The organism is Sphingomonas sp. TDK1 (genome assembly GCF_001650735.1).
Lineage (GTDB): Bacteria > Pseudomonadota > Alphaproteobacteria > Sphingomonadales > Sphingomonadaceae > Sphingomonas.
In genome coordinates, this window is sequence record NZ_LXVY01000007.1 from 68420 (window position 1) to 91747 (window position 23328).

At 67.8% G+C, this 23328-nt stretch carries 26 protein-coding genes; 13 read left to right on the forward strand and 13 right to left on the reverse strand.

Going from position 1 to position 23328, the window contains the following annotated elements; genetic code table 11:
• The first annotated feature begins 141 nt into the window (after positions 1 to 141).
• Both ispG and A7X12_RS07890 read left to right on the forward strand, forming a co-directional pair.
• Entirely contained in the window at positions 142 to 1266 is a 1125-nt protein-coding gene (ispG, locus tag A7X12_RS07885) for a flavodoxin-dependent (E)-4-hydroxy-3-methylbut-2-enyl-diphosphate synthase (protein WP_064311146.1), read from the forward strand.
• Positions 1263 to 1574 (forward strand): hypothetical protein, encoded by a 312-nt coding sequence (locus A7X12_RS07890; RefSeq protein WP_064311117.1) that lies wholly within the window; start codon positions 1263 to 1265, stop codon positions 1572 to 1574. The genes ispG and A7X12_RS07890 overlap by 4 nt, the downstream gene beginning before the upstream one ends.
• A gap of 83 nt (positions 1575 to 1657) precedes the next feature.
• On the opposite strand, the gene A7X12_RS26170 is transcribed toward A7X12_RS07890, so the two are convergent.
• Together A7X12_RS26170 and A7X12_RS07895 are read right to left on the reverse strand one after the other, a co-directional pair.
• Positions 1658 to 1945, reverse strand: coding sequence for an alpha/beta hydrolase (locus A7X12_RS26170; protein WP_232318403.1), 288 nt, complete (start codon positions 1943 to 1945; stop codon positions 1658 to 1660).
• On the reverse strand, positions 1864 to 2745 hold the full coding sequence (locus tag A7X12_RS07895; protein WP_232318404.1) for an alpha/beta hydrolase: 882 nt from the start codon (positions 2743 to 2745) through the stop codon (positions 1864 to 1866). Before A7X12_RS07895 ends, A7X12_RS26170 begins: the two co-directional genes overlap by 82 nt.
• Here A7X12_RS07895 and A7X12_RS07900 point away from each other — a divergent pair.
• Positions 2744 to 3091: a hypothetical protein gene (locus A7X12_RS07900; RefSeq protein ID WP_084445208.1), complete on the forward strand. Its 348-nt coding sequence runs from the start codon at positions 2744 to 2746 to the stop codon at positions 3089 to 3091. The genes A7X12_RS07895 and A7X12_RS07900 overlap by 2 nt on opposite strands.
• Positions 3092 to 3103: 12 nt before the next feature.
• Here A7X12_RS07900 and A7X12_RS07905 read toward each other — a convergent pair whose 3' ends face one another.
• From A7X12_RS07905 to A7X12_RS07915, 3 genes are all read right to left on the reverse strand, one after another.
• Positions 3104 to 3973 (reverse strand): 3-hydroxyacyl-CoA dehydrogenase NAD-binding domain-containing protein, encoded by an 870-nt coding sequence (locus tag A7X12_RS07905; RefSeq protein WP_064311119.1) that lies wholly within the window; start codon positions 3971 to 3973, stop codon positions 3104 to 3106.
• Positions 3974 to 4039: 66 nt separating this feature from the next.
• Positions 4040 to 6127, reverse strand: a complete 2088-nt coding sequence (locus tag A7X12_RS07910) for a transglycosylase domain-containing protein (RefSeq protein ID WP_443029295.1) — start codon at positions 6125 to 6127, stop codon at positions 4040 to 4042.
• Positions 6128 to 6330: 203 nt separating this feature from the next.
• Positions 6331 to 6897 (reverse strand): HNH endonuclease, encoded by a 567-nt coding sequence (locus A7X12_RS07915; RefSeq protein WP_064311121.1) that lies wholly within the window; start codon positions 6895 to 6897, stop codon positions 6331 to 6333.
• A gap of 99 nt (positions 6898 to 6996) precedes the next feature.
• On the opposite strand from A7X12_RS07915, the gene gluQRS reads away from it, so the two are divergent.
• Positions 6997 to 7839 (forward strand): tRNA glutamyl-Q(34) synthetase GluQRS, encoded by an 843-nt coding sequence (gene gluQRS / locus A7X12_RS07920; protein ID WP_064311122.1) that lies wholly within the window; start codon positions 6997 to 6999, stop codon positions 7837 to 7839.
• A gap of 9 nt (positions 7840 to 7848) precedes the next feature.
• Positions 7849 to 8076, forward strand: coding sequence for an HIG1 domain-containing protein (locus A7X12_RS07925; RefSeq protein WP_064311123.1), 228 nt, complete (start codon positions 7849 to 7851; stop codon positions 8074 to 8076).
• A 64-nt stretch (positions 8077 to 8140) separates the two neighbouring features.
• Here A7X12_RS07925 and A7X12_RS07930 read toward each other — a convergent pair whose 3' ends face one another.
• The 6 genes from A7X12_RS07930 to hisS form a co-directional block, all read right to left on the reverse strand.
• Positions 8141 to 9433, reverse strand: coding sequence for a PQQ-dependent sugar dehydrogenase (locus A7X12_RS07930; protein ID WP_064311124.1), 1293 nt, complete (start codon positions 9431 to 9433; stop codon positions 8141 to 8143).
• The gene (locus A7X12_RS07935) at positions 9433 to 9873 is read right to left on the reverse strand and encodes a DUF2231 domain-containing protein (RefSeq protein ID WP_198161967.1); all 441 of its coding nucleotides are present in this window, start codon (positions 9871 to 9873) and stop codon (positions 9433 to 9435) included. Before A7X12_RS07935 ends, A7X12_RS07930 begins: the two co-directional genes overlap by 1 nt.
• A gap of 172 nt (positions 9874 to 10045) precedes the next feature.
• Positions 10046 to 10897 (reverse strand): DUF4167 domain-containing protein, encoded by an 852-nt coding sequence (locus A7X12_RS07940; protein ID WP_198161969.1) that lies wholly within the window; start codon positions 10895 to 10897, stop codon positions 10046 to 10048.
• 263 nt (positions 10898 to 11160) lie between these two features.
• A complete protein-coding gene (prmC, locus tag A7X12_RS07945; protein WP_064311126.1) occupies positions 11161 to 11976 on the reverse strand; it encodes a peptide chain release factor N(5)-glutamine methyltransferase in 816 nt (271 codons plus the stop codon).
• Between the two features lie 42 nt (positions 11977 to 12018).
• The gene (gene prfA, locus A7X12_RS07950) at positions 12019 to 13092 is read right to left on the reverse strand and encodes a peptide chain release factor 1 (protein WP_064311127.1); all 1074 of its coding nucleotides are present in this window, start codon (positions 13090 to 13092) and stop codon (positions 12019 to 12021) included.
• Complete coding sequence (hisS, locus tag A7X12_RS07955; RefSeq protein WP_064311128.1) at positions 13089 to 14339, reverse strand: histidine--tRNA ligase; 1251 nt, start codon at positions 14337 to 14339, stop codon at positions 13089 to 13091. The genes prfA and hisS overlap by 4 nt, the downstream gene beginning before the upstream one ends.
• Before the next feature lie 111 nt (positions 14340 to 14450).
• Here hisS and A7X12_RS07960 point away from each other — a divergent pair, with 111 nt between their 5' ends.
• The 7 genes from A7X12_RS07960 (at position 14451) to A7X12_RS07990 (ending at position 20949) form a co-directional block, all read left to right on the forward strand.
• Positions 14451 to 15296, forward strand: a complete 846-nt coding sequence (locus A7X12_RS07960; RefSeq protein WP_064311129.1) for a S1/P1 nuclease — start codon at positions 14451 to 14453, stop codon at positions 15294 to 15296.
• A gap of 37 nt (positions 15297 to 15333) precedes the next feature.
• Positions 15334 to 16200, forward strand: a complete 867-nt coding sequence (gene phhA / locus A7X12_RS07965) for a phenylalanine 4-monooxygenase (protein ID WP_064311130.1) — start codon at positions 15334 to 15336, stop codon at positions 16198 to 16200.
• Positions 16201 to 16257: 57 nt separating this feature from the next.
• Positions 16258 to 17148: a DMT family transporter gene (locus A7X12_RS07970; protein WP_064311131.1), complete on the forward strand. Its 891-nt coding sequence runs from the start codon at positions 16258 to 16260 to the stop codon at positions 17146 to 17148.
• Positions 17145 to 17624, forward strand: coding sequence for a GNAT family N-acetyltransferase (locus tag A7X12_RS07975; protein WP_064311132.1), 480 nt, complete (start codon positions 17145 to 17147; stop codon positions 17622 to 17624). Before A7X12_RS07970 ends, A7X12_RS07975 begins: the two co-directional genes overlap by 4 nt.
• Positions 17624 to 17947 (forward strand): DMT family transporter, encoded by a 324-nt coding sequence (locus A7X12_RS07980; protein ID WP_064311133.1) that lies wholly within the window; start codon positions 17624 to 17626, stop codon positions 17945 to 17947. Before A7X12_RS07975 ends, A7X12_RS07980 begins: the two co-directional genes overlap by 1 nt.
• Positions 17948 to 18017: 70 nt before the next feature.
• A complete protein-coding gene (locus A7X12_RS07985) occupies positions 18018 to 19403 on the forward strand; it encodes a DUF4139 domain-containing protein (protein WP_064311134.1) in 1386 nt (461 codons plus the stop codon).
• 4 nt (positions 19404 to 19407) lie between these two features.
• Positions 19408 to 20949, forward strand: coding sequence for a DUF4139 domain-containing protein (locus tag A7X12_RS07990; protein WP_064311135.1), 1542 nt, complete (start codon positions 19408 to 19410; stop codon positions 20947 to 20949).
• A 4-nt stretch (positions 20950 to 20953) separates the two neighbouring features.
• Here the strand turns inward: A7X12_RS07990 and A7X12_RS07995 are convergent, their stop codons facing one another.
• On the reverse strand, positions 20954 to 21250 hold the full coding sequence (locus A7X12_RS07995) for a hypothetical protein (RefSeq protein WP_064311136.1): 297 nt from the start codon (positions 21248 to 21250) through the stop codon (positions 20954 to 20956).
• Positions 21251 to 21318: 68 nt separating this feature from the next.
• On the opposite strand from A7X12_RS07995, the gene A7X12_RS08000 reads away from it, so the two are divergent.
• A complete protein-coding gene (locus tag A7X12_RS08000) occupies positions 21319 to 21747 on the forward strand; it encodes a CBS domain-containing protein (RefSeq protein WP_064311137.1) in 429 nt (142 codons plus the stop codon).
• A gap of 6 nt (positions 21748 to 21753) precedes the next feature.
• Here the strand turns inward: A7X12_RS08000 and A7X12_RS08005 are convergent, their stop codons facing one another.
• Positions 21754 to 23232, reverse strand: coding sequence for a lipopolysaccharide biosynthesis protein (locus A7X12_RS08005; RefSeq protein WP_064311148.1), 1479 nt, complete (start codon positions 23230 to 23232; stop codon positions 21754 to 21756).
• Positions 23233 to 23328: the final 96 nt, after the last annotated feature.

Below are 23328 nucleotides of genomic sequence, written 5' to 3' on the forward strand. Positions count from 1 at the left end.
TCGACCTCGTGCTTCCTCCCCCTCCGACCCGCTATCGCGGGCCACCTCCCCCTGGCGGGGGAGGATACGCTCTGGCCAAGTGCGCGCGATGCCCGAGCATCCGCCCTAGCCCCGCCGCGCCGATGCGCCTATATGGCGGCCATGTCCGTACGACCCTGGCGCGATATCGTCCGGCGGCAAAGCCGTCAGATCATGGTGGGCAACGTGCCCGTTGGCGGCGATGCGCCGGTGACGGTGCAGACGATGACCAACACCGCCACCTCCGACGTGAAGGCGACGATCGACCAGATCCGCCGCTGCGAGGAGGCCGGCGCGGACATCATCCGCGTCTCCTGCCCGGACGTCGAGAGCACCACCGCGCTCAAGCAGATCGTGCGCGCCGCCCGCGTGCCGATCGTCGCGGACATCCATTTCCACTACAAGCGTGCCTTGGAAGCCGCCGACGCCGGCGCCGCCTGCCTGCGCATCAACCCCGGTAACATCGGCTCGGCCGACCGGGTGAACGAGGTGGTCAACGCCGCCAAGGCGAACGGCGCGTCGATCCGCATCGGCGTCAATGCCGGCAGCCTCGAGAAGGACCTGCTGGAGAAATACGGCGAGCCCTGCCCCGAGGCGCTGGTCGAATCCGCGCTCGATCACATCAAGCTGCTGCAGGACCGCGACTTCCACGAATTCAAGGTGGCGGTGAAGGCGAGCGACGTGTTCCTCGCCGTCGCCGCCTATCAGCAGCTGGCCGATGCGGTCGATTGCCCGCTGCACCTCGGCATCACCGAGGCGGGCGGCTTCGTCGGCGGCACGGTCAAGTCGGCGATCGGCATCGGTTCGCTGCTCTGGTTCGGCATCGGCGACACCATCCGCGTCAGCCTCTCGGCCGAGCCGGAGGAGGAAGTCCGTGTCGGCTTCGAGATCCTCAAGTCGCTCGGTATCCGCAATCGGGGCGTCCGCGTCGTCTCCTGCCCCAGCTGCGCGCGCCAGGGCTTCGACGTGATCCGCACCGTGCAGGCGCTGGAGGAACGGCTCCAGCACATCCGCACGCCGCTGTCGCTCTCGGTGCTGGGCTGCGTGGTCAACGGCCCCGGCGAGGCGCGCGAGACCGATATCGGCCTCACCGGCGGCGGCAACGGCAAGCACATGGTCTATCTGTCGGGCCTGACCGACCATACGGTCGAGGATGCGGACATGCTCGATCACATCGTCCAGCTCGTCGAGGCCAAGGCCGCCGAGATCGAAGCCGCGAACGCAGAGCCCGCGCAAGCGGCCGAGTGACCCCCGAACCCAACGCCGCGCTGATCGACGCGGGCGCGCTGGTGGCGGCGCTGTTCGCCGTGCGGCTGGCGCTGCTTTGGCGAAGCGACGGCACCGGCTGGCGCGGCTGGGCGGCGCGCTGGTTGCGGCGGGGGATCTGGGCAGCGCTGCTGGTGCCGGCGCTGCGGCTGGGCACGCTTGCCGGTGCGGGCGGCGAGCGCGCGCCGCTGATGATCGCGGCGATGATCGCACTGCTCGCGACCGGCGCGCTGCTCGCGCTGGTCGACACGATGCTGGCCGAAGCGCTTGCCACGCCCCGAAGGCGCTAGAACCGCCATCGTCACGCTCCCTGCTGCCACAACGGGCCAAGAGGGGCGCTTTGTGCCCAAGGCGATCGACATGGCCGCTGCCGTCACAGCATGCCGATATTCGCCAGCCACTGTTTGAGCTGCCCCGGCCATTCGCGCGAGATCGGATCGGCTGTCGGCCGCATGCCGAACGCGTGTCCCCCCTTGGCGTACAGCCGCATATCGACCGGGACCCCGGCATCGTTGAGCGCCAGGGCATAGGCCAGGGGCTGACGAATCGCATCGGTAGGGTCGTTCATGGCGTGCAGGATCAGCGTGGGCGGTGCCTTGGGACTGATGGTGACCCAGGGCTTGAGCTCGAGGCTGTTGCGGCCCTTGCTGTCGTCGAGCATCCGGGCGGTATAGGCGATGACGGCGAAATCGGGCCGCGGCGACTGGCGATCCGCGGCATCCACGAGCGGATAGGTGCGGTTTTCGGTGTTGCTATGTTTGCCGCGAGATAGGCCCCCGCCGAAAAGCCGATCACCCCGATCTTGTGCGGATCGATCCCATAGGCCGCAGCCTGTTGCCGCAGCAGCCCGATTGCACGCTGGGCGTCCTCCAGGCCCAGCAGCACCTTGGGTCGCTGCTGCTTGCCGTTTTCGCGCGGCCAAAGTTGCGGGACACGATATTTCAGCACCGCGCAGGTCATTCCCTGCTGCACCACCCAATCGCAGATTTCGGTGCCTTCCAGATCCATGGCGACGACTTCGAAGCCGCCGCCCGGCAGGACCAGCATGGCCGTACCGTTATTGCGGATCTTCGGCCGGTACAGGGTCATGGTCGGGCGGGTGACATAGCTCGCCCAATGCCATGTGCGCCCGCCGACCAGCGCCGTGCCGTTGCCGGTTCCTTCCGGCCGGTCGCCGGAATCGGGCTTGGCGAGCGGTGTGCTCGCGGGCCAGAGCGGCATCTGGACCCCGGCGTCGCGCGGCTGCCAGACCCCGACCTGCTCGTTCTTCGGCAGGGCCGTGGGCGCCGATTGTCCGGCCACGGGGCCGGCAGCGCCGAGCAGCAGGCAAAGAAGCGGGACGAGCCGGGACCGTGACAAACCCAATCTCCTGCGCCGAACGGAAGGGCGCGCCCTCATCTCGCGTTCATCACCCGCCTGCAAGATGGGGCAACCTTCTATCGCAAACAGGCAGATGCGCATGGTCCAGATCCACCGAGTCCCCGCCAAGATCGCCCTGATCGGGATCGCCGCGCCGTTGCTGGCCCTGGCCGGCCCGTCGGCAACCGCCCATGTCGCGCAAACAGACCAGCCTGGTGCCTGGATCGTGACGTGCGACTGCGGCACACCGGCCAAACGCCAGCGGATCGACGCGCGGGTTCGCAAGTTGGGCGGCCATGTCCTCTATCACTATGAACAGATCGGCGGCATGGCTGTGGCACCGAACAAGCGCACCCGTTCCACCCGGTTCGCACGGGCGCTGCGCCGCGTGCCGGGCGTGCTTCAGGTCCAGCCCGACGGCGCCAGCCAGCCCAGCCGGACCAGCTGACGCCGCAGCGCGTCACCGCGTCGGCACGGGCTCCGCACCGCTATAGTCGTAGAAGCCGCGCTTGGTCTTGCGGCCATACCAGCCGGCTTCGACATATTTCACCAGCAGCGGGGCCGGGCGGAACTTGGGGTCGCCGGTACCTTCGAACAGCACGCGGGTAATCTCCAGGCAGGTATCCAGCCCGATGAAATCGGCGAGGGTGAACGGCCCCATCGGGTGATTGAGCCCCAGCTGGCAGGCCGCGTCGATATCCGGAATCGTCGCCACGCCCTCGCCGAGCGCGAAGCACGCCTCGTTGAGCATCGGCATCAGCACGCGGTTTACGATGAAGCCCGGCGCGTCGTTGGCATGGACGATCCGCTTGCCCAGCGACTGGCCGAACGCCTCCACCGCGGCGACCGTCGCATCGCTGGTGGCGAGGCCGCGGATCAGCTCGATCAGGCCCATCACCGGCACCGGATTGAAGAAATGCACGCCCATGAAGCGCGCCGGATCGGGCGCCGCCTGGGCAAGCCGGGTGATCGGGATCGACGAGGTGTTGCTGGCAAGGATCGCCTCGCCGCCCAGCGCCTTGCCGACCGTCTCGAAGATCTGGCGCTTGATGGCTTCGCGCTCGGTCGCCGCCTCGATTACCAGGTCGCACGGCGCCATCCCCGCGAGATCGCCGATCGGGGTGATCCGGCCCAACGCGGCCTCGGCATCGGCGGCGGTGACCTTTTCCTTCTCCACCGCACGGGCGAACTGCTTGGCGATGCCCGCCTTGCCGGCCTCGGCGCGCGCCTGGTCGACGTCGGACAGCAGCACGGCATAGCCCGCCTGCGCCGCAACCTGGGCGATGCCCGCCCCCATCTGGCCCGCACCGATCACGCCAACCGTCTTCATGTCCGTCTCCTGAAACGTTGTTGGCGTCCTCCTAGCCAGTCGCGTGGGCAAGGGCCAGCGACCCGATCATTCCTCGCCGTCAGGATCGTCGCGCGGGGGATCGCGGCGGCGCCGATCGGCGTCGCTTCCAGGCACCGGGATTCGCACGTTGCGCGGAATCACGTCACGCGCTTCGCCTTCGGGCACCAGCTCGCGCACGCGGCCGAGATCGAGCTGCACGCCGTCCTGGTCGACCTGGACGCCCGCGTCGTTCAGTACCTCGTCCAGGCCGATGGCGTTCTCGTCGATCGCATTGTCATCCTCCACCGGCGCGACCGGCAGGGTCAGGCCGAGTGCGCGGACCATGAAGTCGCGCCAGATATGCGCAGGCAGGCCCCCGCCATAGGCACCCGATACCGGGCTGTTATCGTCATTGCCAATCCACACGCCGACCACGAGATCGCCCGCCCAGCCAACGAACAGCGCGTCGCGCCCATCCTGGGTCGTGCCGGTTTTGCCGAATGCCGGGACCGGCAACGCCGCGGCGCGCGCGGTGCCCGATTGCACCACTGTGCCCAGCATCGAGCGCAGATCGTCGAGCAGCCGCTCGTCGAATCGGCTCGGGCCGCCCAGCCGCCGCGCCAGCCAGTCGTCGGCCGACTCCTCGGCATCCAGCCCGCGCGGGCGCACCGGATAGCTGCCGTTCGCCACGGCCGCATAGGCCGCGGTCAGCTCCAGCAGCGAACCGGTCGAAGTGCCCAGCGCGATAGAGGCATCGTTGCCGAGCGGCGTCGAGATGCCGAGGTCGCGGGCCGCCTGGGTTACCCGTCCTACGCCAAGCTTCTGGATCAGACGGGCGGCGACGACGTTGCTCGACTTGGCCATCGCCTGGCGCAGCGTGATACGGCCCGCATAGCGACCATCGCTGTTCGAGGGCTTCCAGTCACCGATCTGCACCGGCGTATCGTCGACCATCGTATCCGGCGTCATACCCGAGCGGAGTGCGGCAAGGTATACGAACAGCTTGAACGCCGAACCCGGCTGGCGACGGGCCTGAGTCGCGCGGTTGAACGGGCTGGCGGCGTAGTTGCGCCCGCCGACCATCGCGACGACCCGCCCGTCGGGGCGCATCGCCACCAACGCCACCTGCGTCTTGCCGAGGCCCGAGGCCTTGATCACGCGCTCGGCAGCGCTCTGCAGCCGGGTGTCGAGCGTGGTCGTCACCGTCTGTTCGGTCGCCACGCCGCCCGCGCGGTCCCGCGCTTCGGGCAGTACCCAATCGGCGAAATAGGTACCGTTGGGCAGGGTCTCGTCGCTGTCCTGGACGTGCAGCACCGCCGGCCGCACGCGGCGCGCCTCGGCCTCGGTGATGAAGCCGGCTTCCTGCATCGCGCCGATCACCAGCCGCTGTCGCTCGCGCGCACCGTCGAGATTGCCGGTCGGCGCCAGCCGGCTCGGCGCCTTGACGAGGCCGGCGAGCAGCGCCGCCTGGCTCAGCGTCAGATGCTCGGGCGTGGTCGAGAAATAATGCTGGGCGGCGGCGCGCAGGCCGTACACGTTGTCGCCGAAATAGACGTTCGAGAGGTAGCGCGAGAGAATCTCGTCCTTGCTCAGCCAGCCCTCCAGCCAGAAGGCAATCAGCACTTCCTGCGCCTTGCGCCCGAAGGTGCGGCGCGAATTGAGGAAGGCGTTCTTCGCCAGCTGCTGGGTGATGGTGCTGCCGCCCTGCGAGCCGCCGCCCGAGCTGACATTATGGAACGCCGCACGTGCGATGCCGCGGGGATCGACGCCCCAATGGCTGTAGAAGCGCCGGTCCTCGATCGCGATGAACGCCTGGGCGACATGATCGGGCAGCTTGGCGACGTCTACCGGCTTGCCGATCACCGCGCCGCGCCGTGCGATCGGCGTGCCATCGGCTGCGAGCAGGGTGATCGAGGGCGGCGCGGGCGGCCGCAGCGACTTGGAGAGCGGCGCGGTGATCGCCAGCCAAGCGACCGCAGCGATGAACAGCAGGATGCACACGGCGAGGCCGCGGACGATCCATCGACCCCAGCGGATACGCCGCCGCGGGGAAGCGGCGGGGGGAAGATCGTCCCCGCTGTCGAACCCGCCGCCGGCACCGCCATGGCCGGGCCGGAACGGCTCGTGCGGCATGGTGTCTGCGCCCGTCGTCATGCCGGGTCGCCAGATCGGCTCACGCCGGTCGCGCCTGCCTTGCGGGCGCCAGCCCGTGGGTTGTGCCACATCGTCGTCGGCGCCATCGCGCCGCAACGGGAATCGACTATCGGGGGAACCGGGCTCGCGCGCCATTCCCACGCCTTAGCCGACTATCTGTGTTATCGCAATAACACACAGGGTTTTTGCGGAGGGAAGTTTGTTCAGGCCTCCAGCTCGATGTCCCAGTAGAGCCAGTCGCGCCAGGTTTCATGCAGGTGGTTGGGGGGGAAGCGCCTGCCGTGCTCCTGAAGCTGCCAGCTCGTCGGCCGGATCGGCTGGATGTAGAGCGGCATGCTGGCTTGCTGGGGGGTGCGGCCGCCTTTTTTGAGATTGCAGGGCGCGCAGGCGGTGGCGACATTTTCCCAGGTGGTGCGGCCGCCCTGGGCGCGGGGAATGACGTGGTCGAAAGTGAGATCGCGGTGCGATCCGCAATATTGGCAGGCGAACTTGTCGCGGAGAAACAGATTGAACCGGGTGAAGGCGGGGAACTGCGAAGGCTTCACATATTGTTTGAGCGCGATGACCGAAGGGAGCTTCAGCACCGCGCTGGGACTTCGAACCTCGCGTTCGTAATAGGAGACCACGTCCACGCGTTCGAGAAAGATCGCTTTAATCGCCGTCTGCCAGGGCCACACGCTCAGGGGGTAATAGCTGAGCGGCGTGTAGTCGGCGTTCAGCACGAGCGCCGGGCACCCATCCGGATGGCGGATCAGATCGGGATGGTACATGCAGAACCTCACCCTCGATTTCGGTGCCTCGCCTCTTGCGCAGAAGCGTGACGCCCGCATGACAGCATATGCCGCGACTCGCGGTCAAGAGCGGGATTCATGAATATCCACACCCGATTTGCTCCGAGTCCTACCGGCCGCCTCCATCTCGGCCACGCCTTCTCCGCCCTCCAGGCGCACGATTTTGCGCGAGCGAAGGGCGGCGTTTTTACCCTGCGCGTCGAGGATATCGACGGCACGAGATCGCGGCCTGAACATGTGGCAGCCATTCTGGCGGATCTCGACTGGCTGGGGCTGGGATGGGACGAACCGCCGACCTTCCAGTCGCAGCGGCTGGGCCTGTACCAGGCCGCGCTCGATCGGCTGCGCGACATGGGCCTGCTCTATCCCTGTTTCTGCACCCGCGCCGACATCGCTGCGAGCCTCTCCGCGCCGCACGGTCCCGACGGCCCCCTCTACCCGGGTACCTGCCGCGGGCGCACCGATCCCGATCTGACCCGCCCTCATAGCTGGCGGCTGGACATGGGGTCGGCGGTCGCCCGTACGGGACCGCTCAGCTGGCACGATGCGCAGGTCGGCGTGGTGATCGCGGATCCGCGGAGCCACGGCGACGTGATCCTGGCCCGCAAGGATGCGCCCGCAAGCTATCATCTCGCCGTGACGGTGGACGATGCAGCGCAGGGCATCACCCATGTCGTGCGGGGCGCGGATCTGTTCGCCGCCACCCATGTCCATCGGCTCCTCCAGGCGCTGCTGGATCTGCCGACGCCCTGCTATCGCCACCACGCGCTGCTCGCGGGGCCCGACGGCACGCGCCTTGCCAAGCGCCACGGCGCACCGACGCTGGAGGCGCTGCGACTGGCGGGGGAAGACGGGCGGGCGCTGGCCGACAAACTGCGCAAAGGGGAAGTACCGATTGGCTTCGGGGCGATCGAGGCGTAGGGTATCGCGATGTTGTTCCTCGCGATCCTGTTCCTCGCAGCGGTCCTGGCGACGCTGTTCTTCCTCATCAAGGGGCTGGTCAACATGGCCGGCACGACCACGCAGGACCTGGAAGGCGACGGCCCCAGCGAACGCGCGTTGCGGTCGAACAAGCTGATGCAGAAGCGCATCCTGTTCCAGGCGGTCGCGATCGGCCTCGCCGCGCTGATCCTGCTGATCGCCTCGGCCAAGAGCTGAGGACGCCCCCTTCCAACGCCGTCCTCCGGCTTCCACCGGAAGAAGGGCGTTGATGGCGTAGCGCTCAGCTGCCGCTGACCCGCCAGACGGTGTTGCCGAGATCGTCCGCGATGAGCAACGCACCCGTCTTGTCGAGGCCGAGGCCGACCGGGCGCCCATGCGCCTTTTCGCCGTCGACAAAGCCTGTGACCACGTCGACCGCCGTGCCGGAAGGACGCCCTTCGGCGAACGGCACATAGATGACCTTGTAGCCGTTGAGATGGCCACGATCCCAGCTGCCATGCTCGCCGATGAACGCACCCGAGCGCCACTGGGCGGGTAGCCCCGCTGCATTGGCCGAGAACACCATGCCCAGCGGCGCGACATGGCTGCTGAGGCCGTAATCCGGCTTGATCGCCTTGGCGACGAGGTCCGGCCGCTGCGGCTTGACCCGCGGGTCGACATGCTGGCCCCAATAGCTGTACGGCCAGCCATAGAAGCCGCCGTCGCGGACCGAGGTGAGATAGTCCGGCACCAGGTCCGGCCCCAGCTCGTCGCGCTCGTTGACCACCGTCCACAAGGTGTTGGTAAGCGGCTCGAACTGCAGGCCGTTCGGATTGCGCAGGCCGGTGCCGTAGAGCCGATAGGCGCCACTCGCGCGATCGACTTCCCAGATCGCGGCGCGACCGCGTTCCGCGTCCATGCCGTTCTCGGTGATGTTGCTGTTCGAGCCGACGCCGACATAGAGCTTGGTGCCGTCCGGGCTGGCGACGAGGCTCTTCGTCCAGTGGTGATCGATCGGGCCGCCGGGCAGGTCGAGCAATTTGGTGCCCGGTGCGGTGATGCGCGTCTGGCCGGTCTGGTACGGGAAGCGTAGAATCGCGTCGGTATTGGCGACGTACAGGTCGCCGCCGACCAGTGCGACGCCGAACGGCGAGTTGAGCCCGGTGATGAACTTGGTCTTCAGCTCCGGCACCCCGTCGCCATTCGCGTCGCGGAGCAGAAGGATGTCCATCCCCGCCTTGCCGCCGCCATGGGCATGCGCCTGGATGAGGTTCATCACCACGTCCTTGGGCCGGTGGATCGGCTCGGACGGGCCATCGGTCTCCACCACCAGCACGTCGCCATTGGGCAGGGTATAGACCGAGCGCGGCTTGGCGAGGCCGGTGGCAAAGGCCTGGACCTCCAGCCCGGCCGGCACCTTGGGCGCGCCGCTCCCCCAGGGGCTGGGCGGCACCACATGCATCGGCGGCACCAGATATTGCTGGACGGCCGGCAGCTTCGGATCGGCCCCGATCTGCTGCTGGGGATCGTCGCCCTTGCTGGCGCAACCGGCGAGTGCGAGCGTGGCGCCCGCGGCGAAAAGCATGGCGCGCATCAGCGAAGGCCTCCGAAACGGCTTTGACGCAGCAGGATCGCACCCAGCCCGGCGGCCCCTGTCAGCACCAATACGGTCAGCACGGAGAGGATCAAGCCTGTCGGCATCGCGCCGTACGCATCGCGGCTATGGATAAAATTGTTGATCAACGCCAAGACCATGGCGACGGCATAGGCGATCGCATACGGCGTGAGCAGGCGATTGGCCCGCACCGCCGGCCGGGCGAGGTCGACCAGGCCGACAATCGCGCCGAGCGCGCCCAGCACCATCCCGCCGGCGAGGAGCCAGTCCGAGAAGTTCTTCCAGGCGATGTCATAGGTGCGGACATAGGCAATGTCCGTCACCATCGCGGCTAGGAAGCAGACAAAGGGCAGGCCGAGCACGATCGGATGCAGCGGCAGGCCATAGGCGCGGGTACGAAGCGGGACGGGATCGGGCACGGAACGTCTCCCCAGACGAGGCAGGTCCATCGAACGGTCGCGCTTTCAAGGGGTTCCGTCGCATGCGCGGCAACGGTGCGGGTCGAGCCGTCGCGTCGATCCGGACGGCCGCGAAAAAGGCCCGCCTCCTTGCCGGAAGCGGGCCTGTTTTCGGTATCGGGTTCCGGTCGCCTCAGGCGGCGGGGGCCTCGGCCTCGTCGCTCTTGGTCGTGCGACGACGGCGCGGCTTCTTCGGTGCTTCCTCTTCCACTGCCGGCGCAGCATCGCTGCCGATCGCGGGCGGGAGGACGGCGGCATCGATGCCATGCGTTGCTTCGGCCTCGACCGGCGCTTCGCGACGCGGACGACCGCGACGACGCGGCGCTGCTGCCTCGGGCGCCTCTTCGGCAACCGGCGCCTGGACGGCGACGGGCGCTTCTACCGGCGCGGCCTCGACCGCATGGCCGTTGGCGTGGCCGTTCGACGCGCCGTTGGTGCGCTCGCGACGGTCTTCGCGATAGCTGCGCTGCTCACGGGCTTCACGGGGCTCACGGGCCTCGCGCGGTTCGCGCTCCCCACGGGCTTCGCGCGGCTCGCGGGCCTCGCGCGGCTCGCGGTCACCACGCGGCTCACGGGCTTCACGCTCATAGCGGGGCTCGCGCTCGCGACGGGGCTGCTGCTGCTGGCGGGGCGCGTCGCCCTCGTCCTCGCGGCCGGCTTCGCCTTCCATCTCGAACTCTTCCTCGTCGCCGTCGAATTCCTCGCGCTGGCGGCGCTGCTGGTTCTGTTCTTCGAAGCGCGAGCGATTCTCGTTCAATACGCGGAAATAATGATCCGCGAACTGCAGATAATATTCGGCGTTGACGCGATCGCCCTGCATTTGTGCATCGCGCGCCAGGTTCTTGTATTTCTCAAGCAACTGGGCGGCATTACCACGGGCACGGTTATCGATCCGACTACCATTGCCCTGATTATTCGAGCTTCCGCCCTGGCGCTGTTGCTGGCCGCCCCGACCGCGACGGCGGCCGGCCTGACGATTGTTCATCAAGGTCTCGTTGTCCTGTCTTTACAAAGCCGTCCGTCGATCCATCGAGGTTCCGGATGCAGGGTTACATTCGCGGGGGGTGCCGGGCGTGCCCAGAACCTTCCGCTTGCCACGGCCGCCGGACTGCAGCGGCACACATGACCATGGAGTCGGGCCTCAGCCCTTTATCTCAACAACTTGGTTGAAGGTGCCTCGCCCCGGCCTTCTTCTAGCCGCTGGCGTACCAATCTCCAAGCAGAAATATGTGACGTTTGCGCGTAGTTTCAATTCAGCCGGACCACGCGCGGGCGTCCACCCATGTCCTTATAGACGCTTGAAGACAGGCCCTGTTCCTGACCGAGCAAAGAAACCGCATCGCCTTGCGTCCATCCGATTTCGAGCAATGCCACGCCGCGGGGGGCGAGCAGGGCGGGAAGCGCGGGGACGATGCGGCGATAGTCGTCCAGCCCGTCGGCGCCAGCGAACAGGGCTTCGGCCGGTTCGTGGTCGAGCACCTGCGGGGGAAGGGGTTCGTCCGTCCCGATATAGGGCGGGTTGGCGAGGATCAGGTCGAACCTGCCTTCGATACCCGCGGTCCAGTCGCCCAGTCGGAATTCGGTGCGATCTGCCATGCCGAGCGCTTCCGCGTTGCGGCGGGCATAATCGAGCGCGGTTGTCGAGGCATCGATGCCGAGCCCCTGCGCCTGTGGCCACTCGGCCAGCGCGGCGAGCAGCAGCGTGCCGGGGCCGGTGCCGAGATCCAGGATGCGCGACGGCGCACGGTCGCCGAACCAGGCGAGCGCGGTTTCGATCAGCGTCTCGCTGTCCGGGCGCGGGATCAGCACGCCGGGGCCGACCGTGAGGTCGATCGTCCAGAAGGCGCGGGTGCCGGTGATATAGGCGATCGGCTCGTGGCTCAGGCGGCGCGCGACAAACGCGGCGAAGGTCTCGGGTGCGGGATCGTCCAGCCGGCCGAGCAACAGCCGGTCGCGGGTGGTGCCCAGGGCGTGCGCCATTAGCAGCTCCGCGTCGAGACGCGGGGTGTCGGAGACCGCTTCGAGCTGGCGGGCGGCCTCCGCAAGGGCGGCGCGGATGCTCACGGCAGGTTGCCCCCAAATTCCTCCCCGTACCGGGGAGGAGTTTCAGCCATCCAGCTGCGCAAGCCGATCGGCCTCGTCTTGCGCGACCAGCGCGCCGACCAGTTCGTCGAGCTCGCCCTCCAGAATCTCGGGCAGGCGATGCAGCGTCAGGTTGATGCGGTGATCGGTCACCCGCCCTTGCGGGAAATTGTAGGTCCGGATCCGCTCGGACCGGTCGCCTGAGCCCACCATCGAGCGCCGCGCACCCACGCGCTCGGCCGCAAGTCGCTCGCGCTCGGCCTCGTACAAACGGGTGCGAAGCACCTTCATCGCCTTGGCCTTGTTCTTGTGCTGCGAACGTTCGTCCTGCTGGATCACGACGATGCCGGTGGGCAAATGGGTGATCCGCACCGCGCTGTCGGTCGTGTTGACCCCCTGCCCGCCGGGGCCGGAGGCGCGATAGATGTCGATGCGCAGATCCTTGTCGTCGATCTGCACATCGGCCTCTTCCGCCTCGGGCAGCACCGCGACGGTGGCGGCGGAGGTGTGGATGCGCCCGCCCGCCTCGGTGGCGGGCACGCGCTGGACGCGGTGCACGCCGCTTTCGAACTTGAGCTTGGCGAACACGCCGGTGCCGGTAATGCCGATCACCACTTCCTTGTAGCCGCCGGCCTCCGAGGTGCTGGCCCCGATCAGCTCGGTGCGCCAGCCGACACGATCGGCATAGCGCTGATACATGCGCAGCAGGTCGCCCGCGAACAGCGCGGCTTCGTCGCCGCCTACGCCGGCACGGATTTCGAGCAGCGCCGGGCGCTCGTCGGCCGAATCCCTCGGGAGCAGCGCGAGCGCAAGCTTGCGCTCGGCGTCGGCGAGCGTGGCTTCGTTGGTGCGGAGTTCCTCCACCGCCATCGCGCGCAACTCGTCATCGGCGTCCTGCGTCATCTGCTGGAGCGACTGCCCCTCGGCGCGCAACTGCCGGACCTTGCCCGCCGCGACCGCGACCGGCTCGATCTCGGCATATTCCTTCGAGACCTGGACGAAGCGATCGCCGCCGAGCTCACCCGACGCCATCAGCGCTTGCAACTCGTCGCGCCGCGCCTCGATGGCGGCGATGCGATCCGGCGGGATGCGGGTCATTCGGTCGGGCCACCCCAGGGGATGCCGGACAGCACCGCTTCGATCGCAGCGGCATCGCCGACATTGACCTTGAGCCGCTTCGAGGTCGCGCCGTCGGCGACGCCCAGCGAGAGCAGCGCATCGGGGTTGCTCTTCACCGCCTTGTCGAAGCGCTTGCGCGGCGAGCCGGTGGCGAGGAGCTCGGCCGCCAGCCCGACGCGACGCAGTGCGGATACGGCGCGCACGCCGTCCGCCTGCACACGATCGTCCTCGACCACGACATAGACCTGGATCGCCGCTGCCTTGGGCTCGTCAATCAGCATCGCCAGCCGCTCGACGCCCGCCGCCCAGCCCACGCCCGCCGTCTCGGGGCCGCCGAGCGAGCCGATCAGCCCGTCATAGCGGCCGCCGGCCAGCACCGTGCCCTGTGCGCCCAGCCGATCGGTGACGAACTCGAACGCGGTGTGGCGATAGTAATCGAGCCCGCGCACCAGCCGCGCATTGCGCGTCCAGGCAACGCCGGCCGCATCCAGCCCGTCGGTCACCGCCTTGAAGAAGGCGGCGGCCTCGTCGGTCAGATAGGCGTCGATGTCCGGCGCGCTGTCGGCGATCGGGCGGTCGCGCGGATCCTTCGAATCGAGGATGCGCAGCGGGTTCTTCTCAAGCCGCGCAAGGCTGTCCTCGGACAATTCGCCCTTGTGCGCCTCGAAATGCGCGACCAGGGCGGTGCGCCAGGCGTCGCGCGTCGCGGCATCGCCCAGCGTGTTGAGCTGCAGCGTCACGCCCTCCGCGATGCCGAGCTCCTTGAGCAGCTGGTCGGCCAGCACCAGCAGCTCGACATCGGCGGCGGGTTCGGGCGCGCCGAGGATCTCGGCGTCGATCTGGTGGAACTGGCGGTAGCGGCCCTTTTGCGGGCGCTCGTAGCGGAACACCGGGCCCGAGGTCGCGACCTTCAGCGGCGCGAACTGCTGCCAGCCCTCGCTGATATAGGCGCGGGCGATGCCGGCGGTGAACTCCGGGCGCAGCGTGATCGAATCGCCGCCGCGATCCTCGAAGGTGTACATCTCCTTGGAGACGACGTCCGAGGTCTCGCCCATCGAGCGGGCGAACACGCCGGTCGCCTCGAAGATCGGGATCTCGAGCCGCTGGAAGCAGTAGAGCTTGCGCACCTGGTCGAACTTCTCGAGCACCGCGGCGAAACGCCGCTGGTCTTCACCGAAAATGTCCTGGGTGCCCCGGATGCGCTGGGGGGTCTGGATACGTGCCATTTGGGCGCGGCTATTAGGCCGGTTTCGGCCGGGCCGCAATGTGGGCAAGGGGAAGGTCCAAGTTCCTCTGCGCCGTTGAAGCCGGACGCTGCCCGGCCTAGGGCCGCTTCCATGAGTCGTATCCTGTGTATCCTCGCCGCGCTGCTCGGTTTCGGCGCCGCTGCGCCCGCTTCCGCCTATTGGGAATATGGCCACGAAACGGTGGGCGCGATCGCCTATCGCAACGTGACGCCGCAGGTGCGCGCGAAGATCGATGCGCTGCTCAGGCGGCAGGCGCTGCTCGAGACGCCGACCTGCCCGGCGAACACCATCGAGCAGGCGGCGGTGTGGGCGGATTGCGTCAAGACGCTGGGGCCGCGCTTCAGCTATGCCTATTCGTGGCACTATCAGAATATCGACATCTGCAAGCCGTTCGACCTCAAGCCGCCCTGCCGCGACGGCAATTGCGTGTCCGCGCAGATCGAGCGCGACGTGAAGCTGCTCAAGGATCCCAAGGTGCCGGTGCGCGAGCGGGTGATGGCGCTGGTGTTCCTCGTCCACTTCGTCGGCGATCTCCACCAGCCGCTCCATGCAGGCGACCACAGCGACCTTGGCGGCAACCAGGTGAAGACCAATTACGGCGCGTATCGCAGCGCCAAGCTCAACCTCCATTCGGTGTGGGACGGCTATCTGGCCGAGCGCGCGATCTCGCAGCCGCCCTCGCCGGTGCGCGCCTATTCGGCGGCCGAGCGGAACGCGGTGTGGAGCGGCAATGTCGAGGACTGGAGCCGCGAAAGCTGGCAGGTCGCGCGTGACCTGGTCTATCCCAGCGCGGCGGGCGCGGCGGTGTGCACGCCCGGCGACCATCCCGCGCATCTCGACGAGGCGACCATCGCCAAGCTGGTGCCGGTCGCGCGCGAACAGGTGGTGCGCGGCGGGCTGCGGCTGGCCAAGCTGCTCGACGAAGCGCTGGGCTGACGTTTCGCTCCTTCGGGCGGGCTGCTATACCCCGTCCATGAAGAAGGAAACGCATGTGCTGGAGAGGCCGCCCGAGGGTGCGGCGGCGGACTGGACGATCCCGCAGGACTGGGCCGCCTATACCGCGGAGGAACACGCCACCTGGGACAAGCTGTTCGCGCGCCAGGCGAAATTACTGCCGGGGCGCGCCTCCTCGGCCTATCTCAAGGGGCTGGAGGCGCTGCGGCTCTCCGACTCGGGCATCCCCAATTTCGAGGAACTGTCCGAGCGGCTGATGCGGCTCACCGGCTGGCAGGTCGTGGCGGTGCCGGGGCTGGTGCCCGACGACGTGTTCTTCGACCATATGGCCAACCGCCGCTTCGTCGCGGGCAACTTCATCCGCCGGCCCGACCAGCTCGACTATATCCAGGAGCCGGACGTGTTCCACGACGTGTTCGGCCATGTGCCGATGCTCGCGGACCCGGTGTTCGCCGCTTATCTGGAGGCCTATGGTCGCGGTGGCATGCGCGCGCTGGAGCTGGGGGCGCTCAAGCAGCTTGGGCGGCTCTACTGGTACACGGTGGAGTTCGGACTGGTCGAGGAGGCGGAGGGCCTGCGCATCTATGGCTCGGGCATCGTGTCGAGCTCGGCCGAGAGCGTGTTCGCGCTGGAGAGCGACAGCCCCAACCGCATCCGCTTCGACATGCAGCGGGTGATGCGGACGGAATATCGGATCGACGATTTCCAGCAAAATTACTTCGTGATTCCCAGCTTCGAGGCGCTCCTCCGCGAGACAGTGGAGACCGATTTCGCCCCGCTCTATGCCGAGATCCTGGCCCAGCCGGATATCCCGATCGCGGCAATCCTGCCCGAGGATGGGGTGATCACGCGGGGAACGCAGGCGTACGCGCACGGCGAGGCCTGAAGCGGAAGGGCTGGAAGGGGCTCGCAATCCGCGGGCCCGCCCGCTACCCGACCCGCCATGTCCCGTTCGCCCCACCTTGCCTTCCTCGTCGCCGCACTCGGAATCGCCAATTATTCGGTGATGGACGCGGTGATGAAGGGGATGTCGATCGCGCATGGCGCCTATAGCGCGGTGCTGTGGCGCTCGGTCGGCGCGATCGTGCTGCTCGGGCCGATCTTCCTGCTGCGCCGGACGCCCTGGCCGAGCCCCAACGCCCTCAAGCTGCATTTCGCCCGCGGCGTGCTCGCCGGCAGTTCGGTGGTGCTGTTCTTCTGGGGGCTTGCCCGCGTGACGATGGCGCAAGGAATCGCGCTGACCTTCCTGGCGCCGCTGATCGCGATGTTCCTTGCCGCCGCGTTTCTCGGCGAACGCATCCGCCGCGCGGCGATCGGCGGCTCCGTCATCGCCAGCCTCGGCGTGCTGACCATCGCCGCCGGCCAGGCGCAGGCGCATGCCTCGACCGAGGTGGTGCTGGGCTCGATCGCGGTGTTCGCCGCCTCGATTCTCTATGCCGGCAGCCTCATCCTGCTGCGGCAACAGGCGCAGATCGCCGACCCGATCGAAGTCGCGCTGTTCACCAGCCTCGTCCTTGCCCTGGTGATGCTGCCGGGGGCCCCCTGGTTCTCGGCCATGCCGCAGGTCGCGCTGTGGCCCTGGGTCCTCGGCGCCGCGCTGGTCGGCTCGATCTCCGCCGTGCTGCTCGCCTGGGCCTATGGCCATGCCGAGGCGCAGGTGCTGGCGCCGGTGGAGTATACCGCGTTCGTCTGGGCGGCACTGCTCGGCTATGTCGTGTTCGACGAGCGCGTCTCGGCCTGGACGGTCGCGGGCGCGCTGCTCATCATCCTCGGGTGCCTCGCCGCCATCCGCGGCCCCGTGGCCCCCGCGCCCCAGACCGAGGCCGGTGCATGACTCAGATCCGCTTCGCTACCCCCGCCGACGTCCCCCAGATCCTCGCCTTTGTCCGCGAACTTGCCGAATTCGAGCGCGAGCCCGACGCCGTTCGCGCGACCGAGCCGATGCTCGAGGCCGCATTGTTCGGCCCGCGCCCCGCCGCCGAAGCGGTGATCGCGCAGAGCGCGGAAGGGATCCCGCTCGGCTTCGCGCTGTTCTTCCAGAACTTCTCCACCTGGACCGGGCTGCCCGGCATGTATCTGGAAGACCTGTACGTCACCCCTGCCGCGCGCGGGGCGGGGGTCGGCAAGGCGGTTCTGCGCCATTTGGCCGATATCGCCGTCACGCGCGGCTATGCCAGGTTCGAATGGTCGGTGCTCGACTGGAACCAGCCGGCGATCGATTTCTACCGCGCGATGGGGGCCACAGGTATGGACGAATGGACGGTGCAGCGGGTGACCGGCGATGCCCTCGCCAAGCTTGCCGGGCGCTGATGGGCTGGATCTATCTGCTGCTCGGCGGACTGTGCGAAGTGGGCTTCACCACCTGCATGCGCTTCACCGACGGCTTCCGGAATATCCCCTGGACGCTGGCCTTTCTCGGCTTCATCGCGGTGTCGATGGCGCTGCTGGAGATGGCCTCGCGCACCGTGCCGCTGGGCACCGCCTATGCGGTGTGGGGCGGGATCGGCGCGCTGGGCACGGTGATCGTCGGCATGCTGTGGTTCGACGAGCCGGTCAGCCCGATGCGCATCCTGCTGATCCTCGGGCTGGTCGGCTGCATCGCGGGACTGCGATTGGCAAGCGGCGGGCACTGATATGCGGGAAGCGACTAGCCGGACCATGACAATCTGCTAGGATCCCACCCGTTTAGGGGGAGGATCTGCGATGCGGCGTGCGGTGTGGCTTTTCGCGGCGATGTGGCCTTGCGCGGCGCAGGCGCAGCAGCTCCCGACGCCGGACAAGACCGCGCAGGGCGACCTTGCCGTCACCATCTATCAGAACGGCCAGTCGCTGGTGCAGGACGTGCGCACGCTCGATCTTGCCGCCGGGCGCACCCGCCAGGAGTTCGCCGACGTCTCCGCGCAGATCCGGCCGGAGACGGTGACGCTGTCCGGCCCCGGCATCGGCATTGTCGAGCAGAATTTCGATTTCGACCTGCTTACCCCCACCAAGCTGATGGAAAAGGCCGTTGGCTCGGTCGTCACGCTGGTGCGCACGAATCCTGCCACCGGCGCCGAAACGCGCGAACAGGCGCGGGTGCTGGCCGCCAATGGCGGCGTCGTCCTCCAGATCGGATCGCGCATCGAAGTGCTGCGCGACGACCAGTTGCCGGTCCGCGTGATCTTCGACAAGGTGCCCGAGAATCTGCGCGCGCGGCCCACTTTGTCGGTGACGCTGCAGGCAGCCACTGGCGGCCGGTTGCCCGCGACGCTCAGCTACCTGACCCCCGGCCTGGGCTGGACCAGCGACTATGTGTTGCTGTTCGACGAAGCGAAGGGCGCCATCGACGTGCAGGGCTGGATTACCCTTACCAACGAAACGGGAACATCCTATCGCGACGCCGCGGTGACGCTGGTCGCGGGAGCGCCCAACGGCGCCCGTGCCTTCGGCCGGCTCGGCAATGAGGCGACGATCGACGCGCCCGGTACCGAAACCGGCCCGCGTGAACGGCTGGGCGACTATATCTTCTATCCGCTGCCCCAGCGCACCACGATCGCCAACGCGCAGCAGAAGCAGGTCAGCTTCCTTGACGTGAAAGCCGCGCCGGCGCGCAAGACCTATGAATGGATCAATGGCTGGCTGGGCGCCAATGCCGACCCGCGCAGTGCGTCGGCGGTGCTCAAATTCTCGACCTCGAAGAATGGTGGCCTGGGCGACCAGCTGCCGAGCGGCACGATCCGCGTCTATCTGCGCGATCGCAAGGGCGAGCCGCAGTTCATCGGCGAAAGCCGCGTGGACGCGGCGCCGATGGGATCGGCCATGTCGATCCGCACCGGCGAGGCGTTCGATGTGAAGGGCGCGGCGGTCGTGGTCGAGCGCAAGAAGGAAGGCACGCGGCGCTGGAAGACGACGATGCGCTATGATTTCACCAATGCACGCGCCGATGGCGTGACGGTGGATCTGGCCCAGACCGGGCTGTGGGGGGACGTTCGCATCGTCGAGCAGAGCCTCGCCGGCGAGCGCGTCTCCGCCGATCGCATGGAATGGAAGGTACCGGTGCCCGCCAATGGCAAGGCATCGGTGACCGTGGTGTTCGATACGCGCTTCTGATCCCATGCTGGCGCGGATCGTCTTCGCCATCCTTGCGCTGCTTGCCGGCCTGCCGGCGGCGGCGCAGACTCTGGTCGTCTCGGACAAGCCTGATTCGGTCGCGGTGACGCTTTATCGCGATCCCAACCGAAACGAGGGCGCCCTTGGTCGCGGCTGGCCCGCCGGCTATGCGCTGGTCACCGAGACGCGCACGCTGCGGCTGCCGGCCGGGCCCGCAGTGATCCGCTTCGTCGGCGTGTCCGAAGGGATGATGCCGGAAACCGCGATCGTCACCGGCCTGCCGCATGGCGTGGGGGAGAAGAATCGGGATGCCCGCCTGCTCGGCCCCGCCACGCTCGTCGACGCCTATCTCAAACGGCGCGTCACGGTGCGGCGAACCGATCCGGCAACCGGCAAGGTCAGCGAAAGCGAGGGGGTGATCCAGTCCGGCCCCAGGGGCGGCGTGCTGCTCAGCACCGAACAGGGGGTGGAGGCGCTGGGGTGCTCCGGGCTGCCCGAGGCGCTGGTCTATCCGGGCATCCCTGCCGATCTCGCTGCCAAGCCCACCCTGTCCGTCTCTACCGCGAGCGCCCGCGCCGAAACGGTCACCGTACAGCTCTCCTATCTGGCCCAAGGGTTAGACTGGTCGGCCAATTATGTTGCACAGCTGGGGGAGGGCGATGTGCTCGACCTGTTCGGCTGGATGACGGTGGTGAACGGCGGCAGCCAGGGCTTTGCCGATGCCCGCGCCAGCGCCGTGGCGGGAAAGCCCAATCGGGAAAGGGCAGCCCGGCTGCCGCGCGGACCCGATACCGAATTGCGGCTGCAATGCTGGCCGATGGGCAGGACAAGCGACGGCATGGGATTTCCGCCCGGGCCTGTTGCAGAGCCCGCCCCGCCGCCGCCGCCACCACCCGCGCCGGCCATGGAGATCGTCGTCACCGGCGCGCGGGTTGCCTTCGCGCCGGCAATGATGGCCGAGCAGGAGGAACTGGGCGATCTCAAGCTGTACCGGGTGCCCGAGCCGGTGACCGTCGCGGCGCGGGCGACCAAGCAGATTGCCCTGCTGCACCGCGAGCGCGTGCAGTTCGCGCGGATCTATCGCGGCCGGTTCACGCCCTTCGCCTATGATCCGGCGCGCGAGTCCGAGAGCGAACCGACCGAGATCGTACTCCGCGCCGAGAATCGGACCGCTGCGGGGTTGGGCCTGCCGCTGCCCGCGGGGTCGGTCGCGCTGTTCGACACGCGCGGCGGGCGGCGGGTGCTGCTCGGCGAATCGCCGCTGGCTGACCGCGCGGTTGGCGACGAGCTCGAACTGCGGCCGGGCGAGAGCAGCGAGGTACGGGCCACCGTCACCGCCAGGCCGGGATCAAAACGTCGCTGGAACTTCCGGATCGCGGCGACCAACGCGCTGGCGGTGCCGGTCGTCTTCGAAATGCCGATCCCGTTTCGCGACACCAAGTCCAGCACCCGGCTGGCCCTGCGCAAGGGCGTCCCCACCTGGCGGGTGACCGTGCCGGCCAATGGAACGGCGGCGCTCGACCTCACCTTGAAGCGCGATCGTTGATCGCTCAGTCCAGGTCGACTTCGTCCTTCAGCGGATCTTCCACCTGCGCATCATGGCCGCTGCCGGAGCTCAGGAACATCAGGCCCATCAGTGCCGCCGCCATCATGACGGTGAAGAACACGCCCAGAAAGGTGGCGATGGCGGTGACGATGTGCAGCTCGCCCATCGTCGCCCACAGCCAATATTCGGCCACGATCGCGGCAAGCACGGCCACCGCCGCCATGCCCCAAAGGATGCGGCGAAAGCGTCGCCAGGCGAAGGCGGCATAAGCGGGATCGTCGAGTCCGTCAGGCTGCTCCATGTTTTGCAAGTTGGGCCGAATCGTGGGATACACAACGCCTAAAAAATGAAAGCCAAGGAGAGAATGCGATGACCATCGCGGGAATCCTCGAAGGCAAGGGGCACGATGTCGTCTCCATCGCCTCTACCAGCACCGTTGCGGAGGCGGTGGCGCTGCTTGCGGCACGCCGGATCGGGGCGGTGCCGGTCCTCGACAACGGGCAGGTGGTCGGGATCTTTTCCGAACGCGACGTGATCCACTGCATCGAGCGCGAAGGGGCGATCGGCCTTGAACTGCCGGTGTCGCGGGTGATGACCGCGCCGGCGATCACGGTCGGCCCGGAAGAGACGGTGCTCGGCGCGCTGGCGCTGATGACGCGGCGGCGCATCCGTCATCTGCCGGTGATCGACGGGCAGGCGGTGATCGGCTTCATCTCGATCGGCGATCTGGTGAAGTACCGGATCGACCGCATCGAGTCCGAAGCCGAGGCGATGCGCGCGTATATACAGGCAGCCTGAAGCGGCTCAGCCGGCGCGGTTGCGGACCAGCGCGATCGCTCCGGCGAGCGTCTCCCGGGCGAAGGCGAACAGCAGCGCGGTATAGCTCGCGCCACCCACGCCGACGAGCAGCGCAAGCCGGGGCAGGGGCGCAAGCGGCGGCAGCTCCCGGTCGACGAGGGTGACAATCAGACCCATAGCCACCGCCGCAAACACCGGCGCCGCAATCGCCTGGCCCAGCCGCCCATAGGTCACGCCGATCGCTGGCAGCGTGCGGTGCGCCGAAAGTGCGAGATATAGAGGATAGGCGACGTACCAGGCCGCGACGAGGCCCATGATTCCCCAATGTACGCCGATCAGGAAAGCGATCGGGAGGAACAGCGCCCCGGTAGCACCGTTGCGTGCGCTGATTCCGGGCCGGCCGCGCGCATCGCTGGCGGGGGCGAACAGCACCTGCAGCGTCATTAGCGGCATCACCAGCGCCAGCCCATGGACGACAGGCGCGACCTCCGCCCATTTCGGGCCTAGCACCACCGCGACGAGCGGCTCGGCTGTTGCGGCGAGCCCGATATAGAAGGGCATGGCAGCAAGTAAAATAAGCTGCGCCCCGCGCACAAAGGCTGCAGCGACCGCGCCTGCGTCGTCACGCATCTTCGCGTAGGCAGAGAAGGCGACTTCGTTGAGCGGCGGCACGAACTTCGAGACGAAGATCTGGGTAAGGAACAGGCTGGTCGTGTAGATGCCGAGCAGGTGCGGATCAAACATGCGGCCGGCGATGAATACATCCGCCTGGCTCTGCAGGAACCAGAAGACCTGCCCCGCCGCCATAATGCCGCCATAACGCGCCATGTCACCCGCGCCGCGGAAATCGAAGCTCGGCCAGACGAGCGCGCGCGCCGCTACCGTCATGCCGATCGCCCGGGCGGCGAACAATACGATGGGCGCTGCGACCAGCGTCCAGACCCCCCAACCGTTATAGGCCCCGGTCAGCGCGGTGATCGCGCCGGCGAGCGCCGAGACGAAATTGACCTGCGCCTGTTTGGCGAAATCCATGGAGCGCGCGAGCAGCGCATAGGGCAGCGCGATAAAGGGCGTGCAGAGGTAGAGCAGCGCCTGCACCCGCAGCAGTTCCGCCACCATCGGCTGGCGATAATAGGCCGCGGCGAGCGGCGCTGCCGCGAACTGCATCGTTGCCAGTCCGCCGTTCAGGAGAAGCAGCATGCCGAACAGCTGGCGCTGCGCATGGTGCCCGGCATCCTTACGCTGGATCAGCGCGCTCGCCAGCCCATAACCGTTGAGCATGTTGAGCAGCACGAGCACCACCTGCGTCATCGCGAACAGACCGTAGTCGGCGGGCGCGAGAATGCGGATGACAAGGAAGGTCGACGACCAGGTTAGCAGCTGCCCCAGTATCTGGGTGCCCGATCTCCAGATCACAGCCTTCCGAACCTGGTTTCGGAGCGATTCCGGGGCCTGATTCGGCGATTCGAGGGTTGATTCGGTCACCCACACGCTATCGCACGCGTCGATTGAGAAGCCGTAAAGCACGGTTTTCCGAGGGTTTCTGGACCCAATTTTCAAAAAAGACAGAAAGTTTCATTT

Bases quoted from the DNA above. Each gene is read 5' to 3' on its own strand.
- hisS (WP_064311128.1), bottom strand. From the start codon at position 14,339: ATGGCACGTATCCAGACCCCCCAGCGCATCCGGGGCACCCAGGACATT.
- A7X12_RS07975 (WP_064311132.1), top strand. From the start codon at position 17,145: ATGACTCAGATCCGCTTCGCTACCCCCGCCGACGTCCCCCAGATCCTC.
- A7X12_RS07990 (WP_064311135.1), top strand. From the start codon at position 19,408: ATGCTGGCGCGGATCGTCTTCGCCATCCTTGCGCTGCTTGCCGGCCTG.
- A7X12_RS07970 (WP_064311131.1), top strand. From the start codon at position 16,258: ATGTCCCGTTCGCCCCACCTTGCCTTCCTCGTCGCCGCACTCGGAATC.
- A7X12_RS26170 (WP_232318403.1), bottom strand. From the start codon at position 1,945: ATGCTCGACGACAGCAAGGGCCGCAACAGCCTCGAGCTCAAGCCCTGG.
- A7X12_RS08000 (WP_064311137.1), top strand. From the start codon at position 21,319: ATGACCATCGCGGGAATCCTCGAAGGCAAGGGGCACGATGTCGTCTCC.
- A7X12_RS07940 (WP_198161969.1), bottom strand. From the start codon at position 10,897: ATGAACAATCGTCAGGCCGGCCGCCGTCGCGGTCGGGGCGGCCAGCAA.
- A7X12_RS07960 (WP_064311129.1), top strand. From the start codon at position 14,451: ATGAGTCGTATCCTGTGTATCCTCGCCGCGCTGCTCGGTTTCGGCGCC.
- A7X12_RS07895 (WP_232318404.1), bottom strand. From the start codon at position 2,745: ATGCGCATCTGCCTGTTTGCGATAGAAGGTTGCCCCATCTTGCAGGCG.
- ispG (WP_064311146.1), top strand. From the start codon at position 142: ATGTCCGTACGACCCTGGCGCGATATCGTCCGGCGGCAAAGCCGTCAG.
- A7X12_RS07905 (WP_064311119.1), bottom strand. From the start codon at position 3,973: ATGAAGACGGTTGGCGTGATCGGTGCGGGCCAGATGGGGGCGGGCATC.
- A7X12_RS07925 (WP_064311123.1), top strand. From the start codon at position 7,849: ATGTTGTTCCTCGCGATCCTGTTCCTCGCAGCGGTCCTGGCGACGCTG.
- gluQRS (WP_064311122.1), top strand. From the start codon at position 6,997: ATGAATATCCACACCCGATTTGCTCCGAGTCCTACCGGCCGCCTCCAT.
- A7X12_RS07930 (WP_064311124.1), bottom strand. From the start codon at position 9,433: ATGCGCGCCATGCTTTTCGCCGCGGGCGCCACGCTCGCACTCGCCGGT.
- A7X12_RS07915 (WP_064311121.1), bottom strand. From the start codon at position 6,897: ATGTACCATCCCGATCTGATCCGCCATCCGGATGGGTGCCCGGCGCTC.
- A7X12_RS07910 (WP_443029295.1), bottom strand. From the start codon at position 6,127: ATGACGACGGGCGCAGACACCATGCCGCACGAGCCGTTCCGGCCCGGC.
- A7X12_RS07900 (WP_084445208.1), top strand. From the start codon at position 2,744: ATGGTCCAGATCCACCGAGTCCCCGCCAAGATCGCCCTGATCGGGATC.
- A7X12_RS07980 (WP_064311133.1), top strand. From the start codon at position 17,624: ATGGGCTGGATCTATCTGCTGCTCGGCGGACTGTGCGAAGTGGGCTTC.
- A7X12_RS07985 (WP_064311134.1), top strand. From the start codon at position 18,018: ATGCGGCGTGCGGTGTGGCTTTTCGCGGCGATGTGGCCTTGCGCGGCG.
- A7X12_RS07995 (WP_064311136.1), bottom strand. From the start codon at position 21,250: ATGGAGCAGCCTGACGGACTCGACGATCCCGCTTATGCCGCCTTCGCC.
- phhA (WP_064311130.1), top strand. From the start codon at position 15,334: ATGAAGAAGGAAACGCATGTGCTGGAGAGGCCGCCCGAGGGTGCGGCG.
- prfA (WP_064311127.1), bottom strand. From the start codon at position 13,092: ATGACCCGCATCCCGCCGGATCGCATCGCCGCCATCGAGGCGCGGCGC.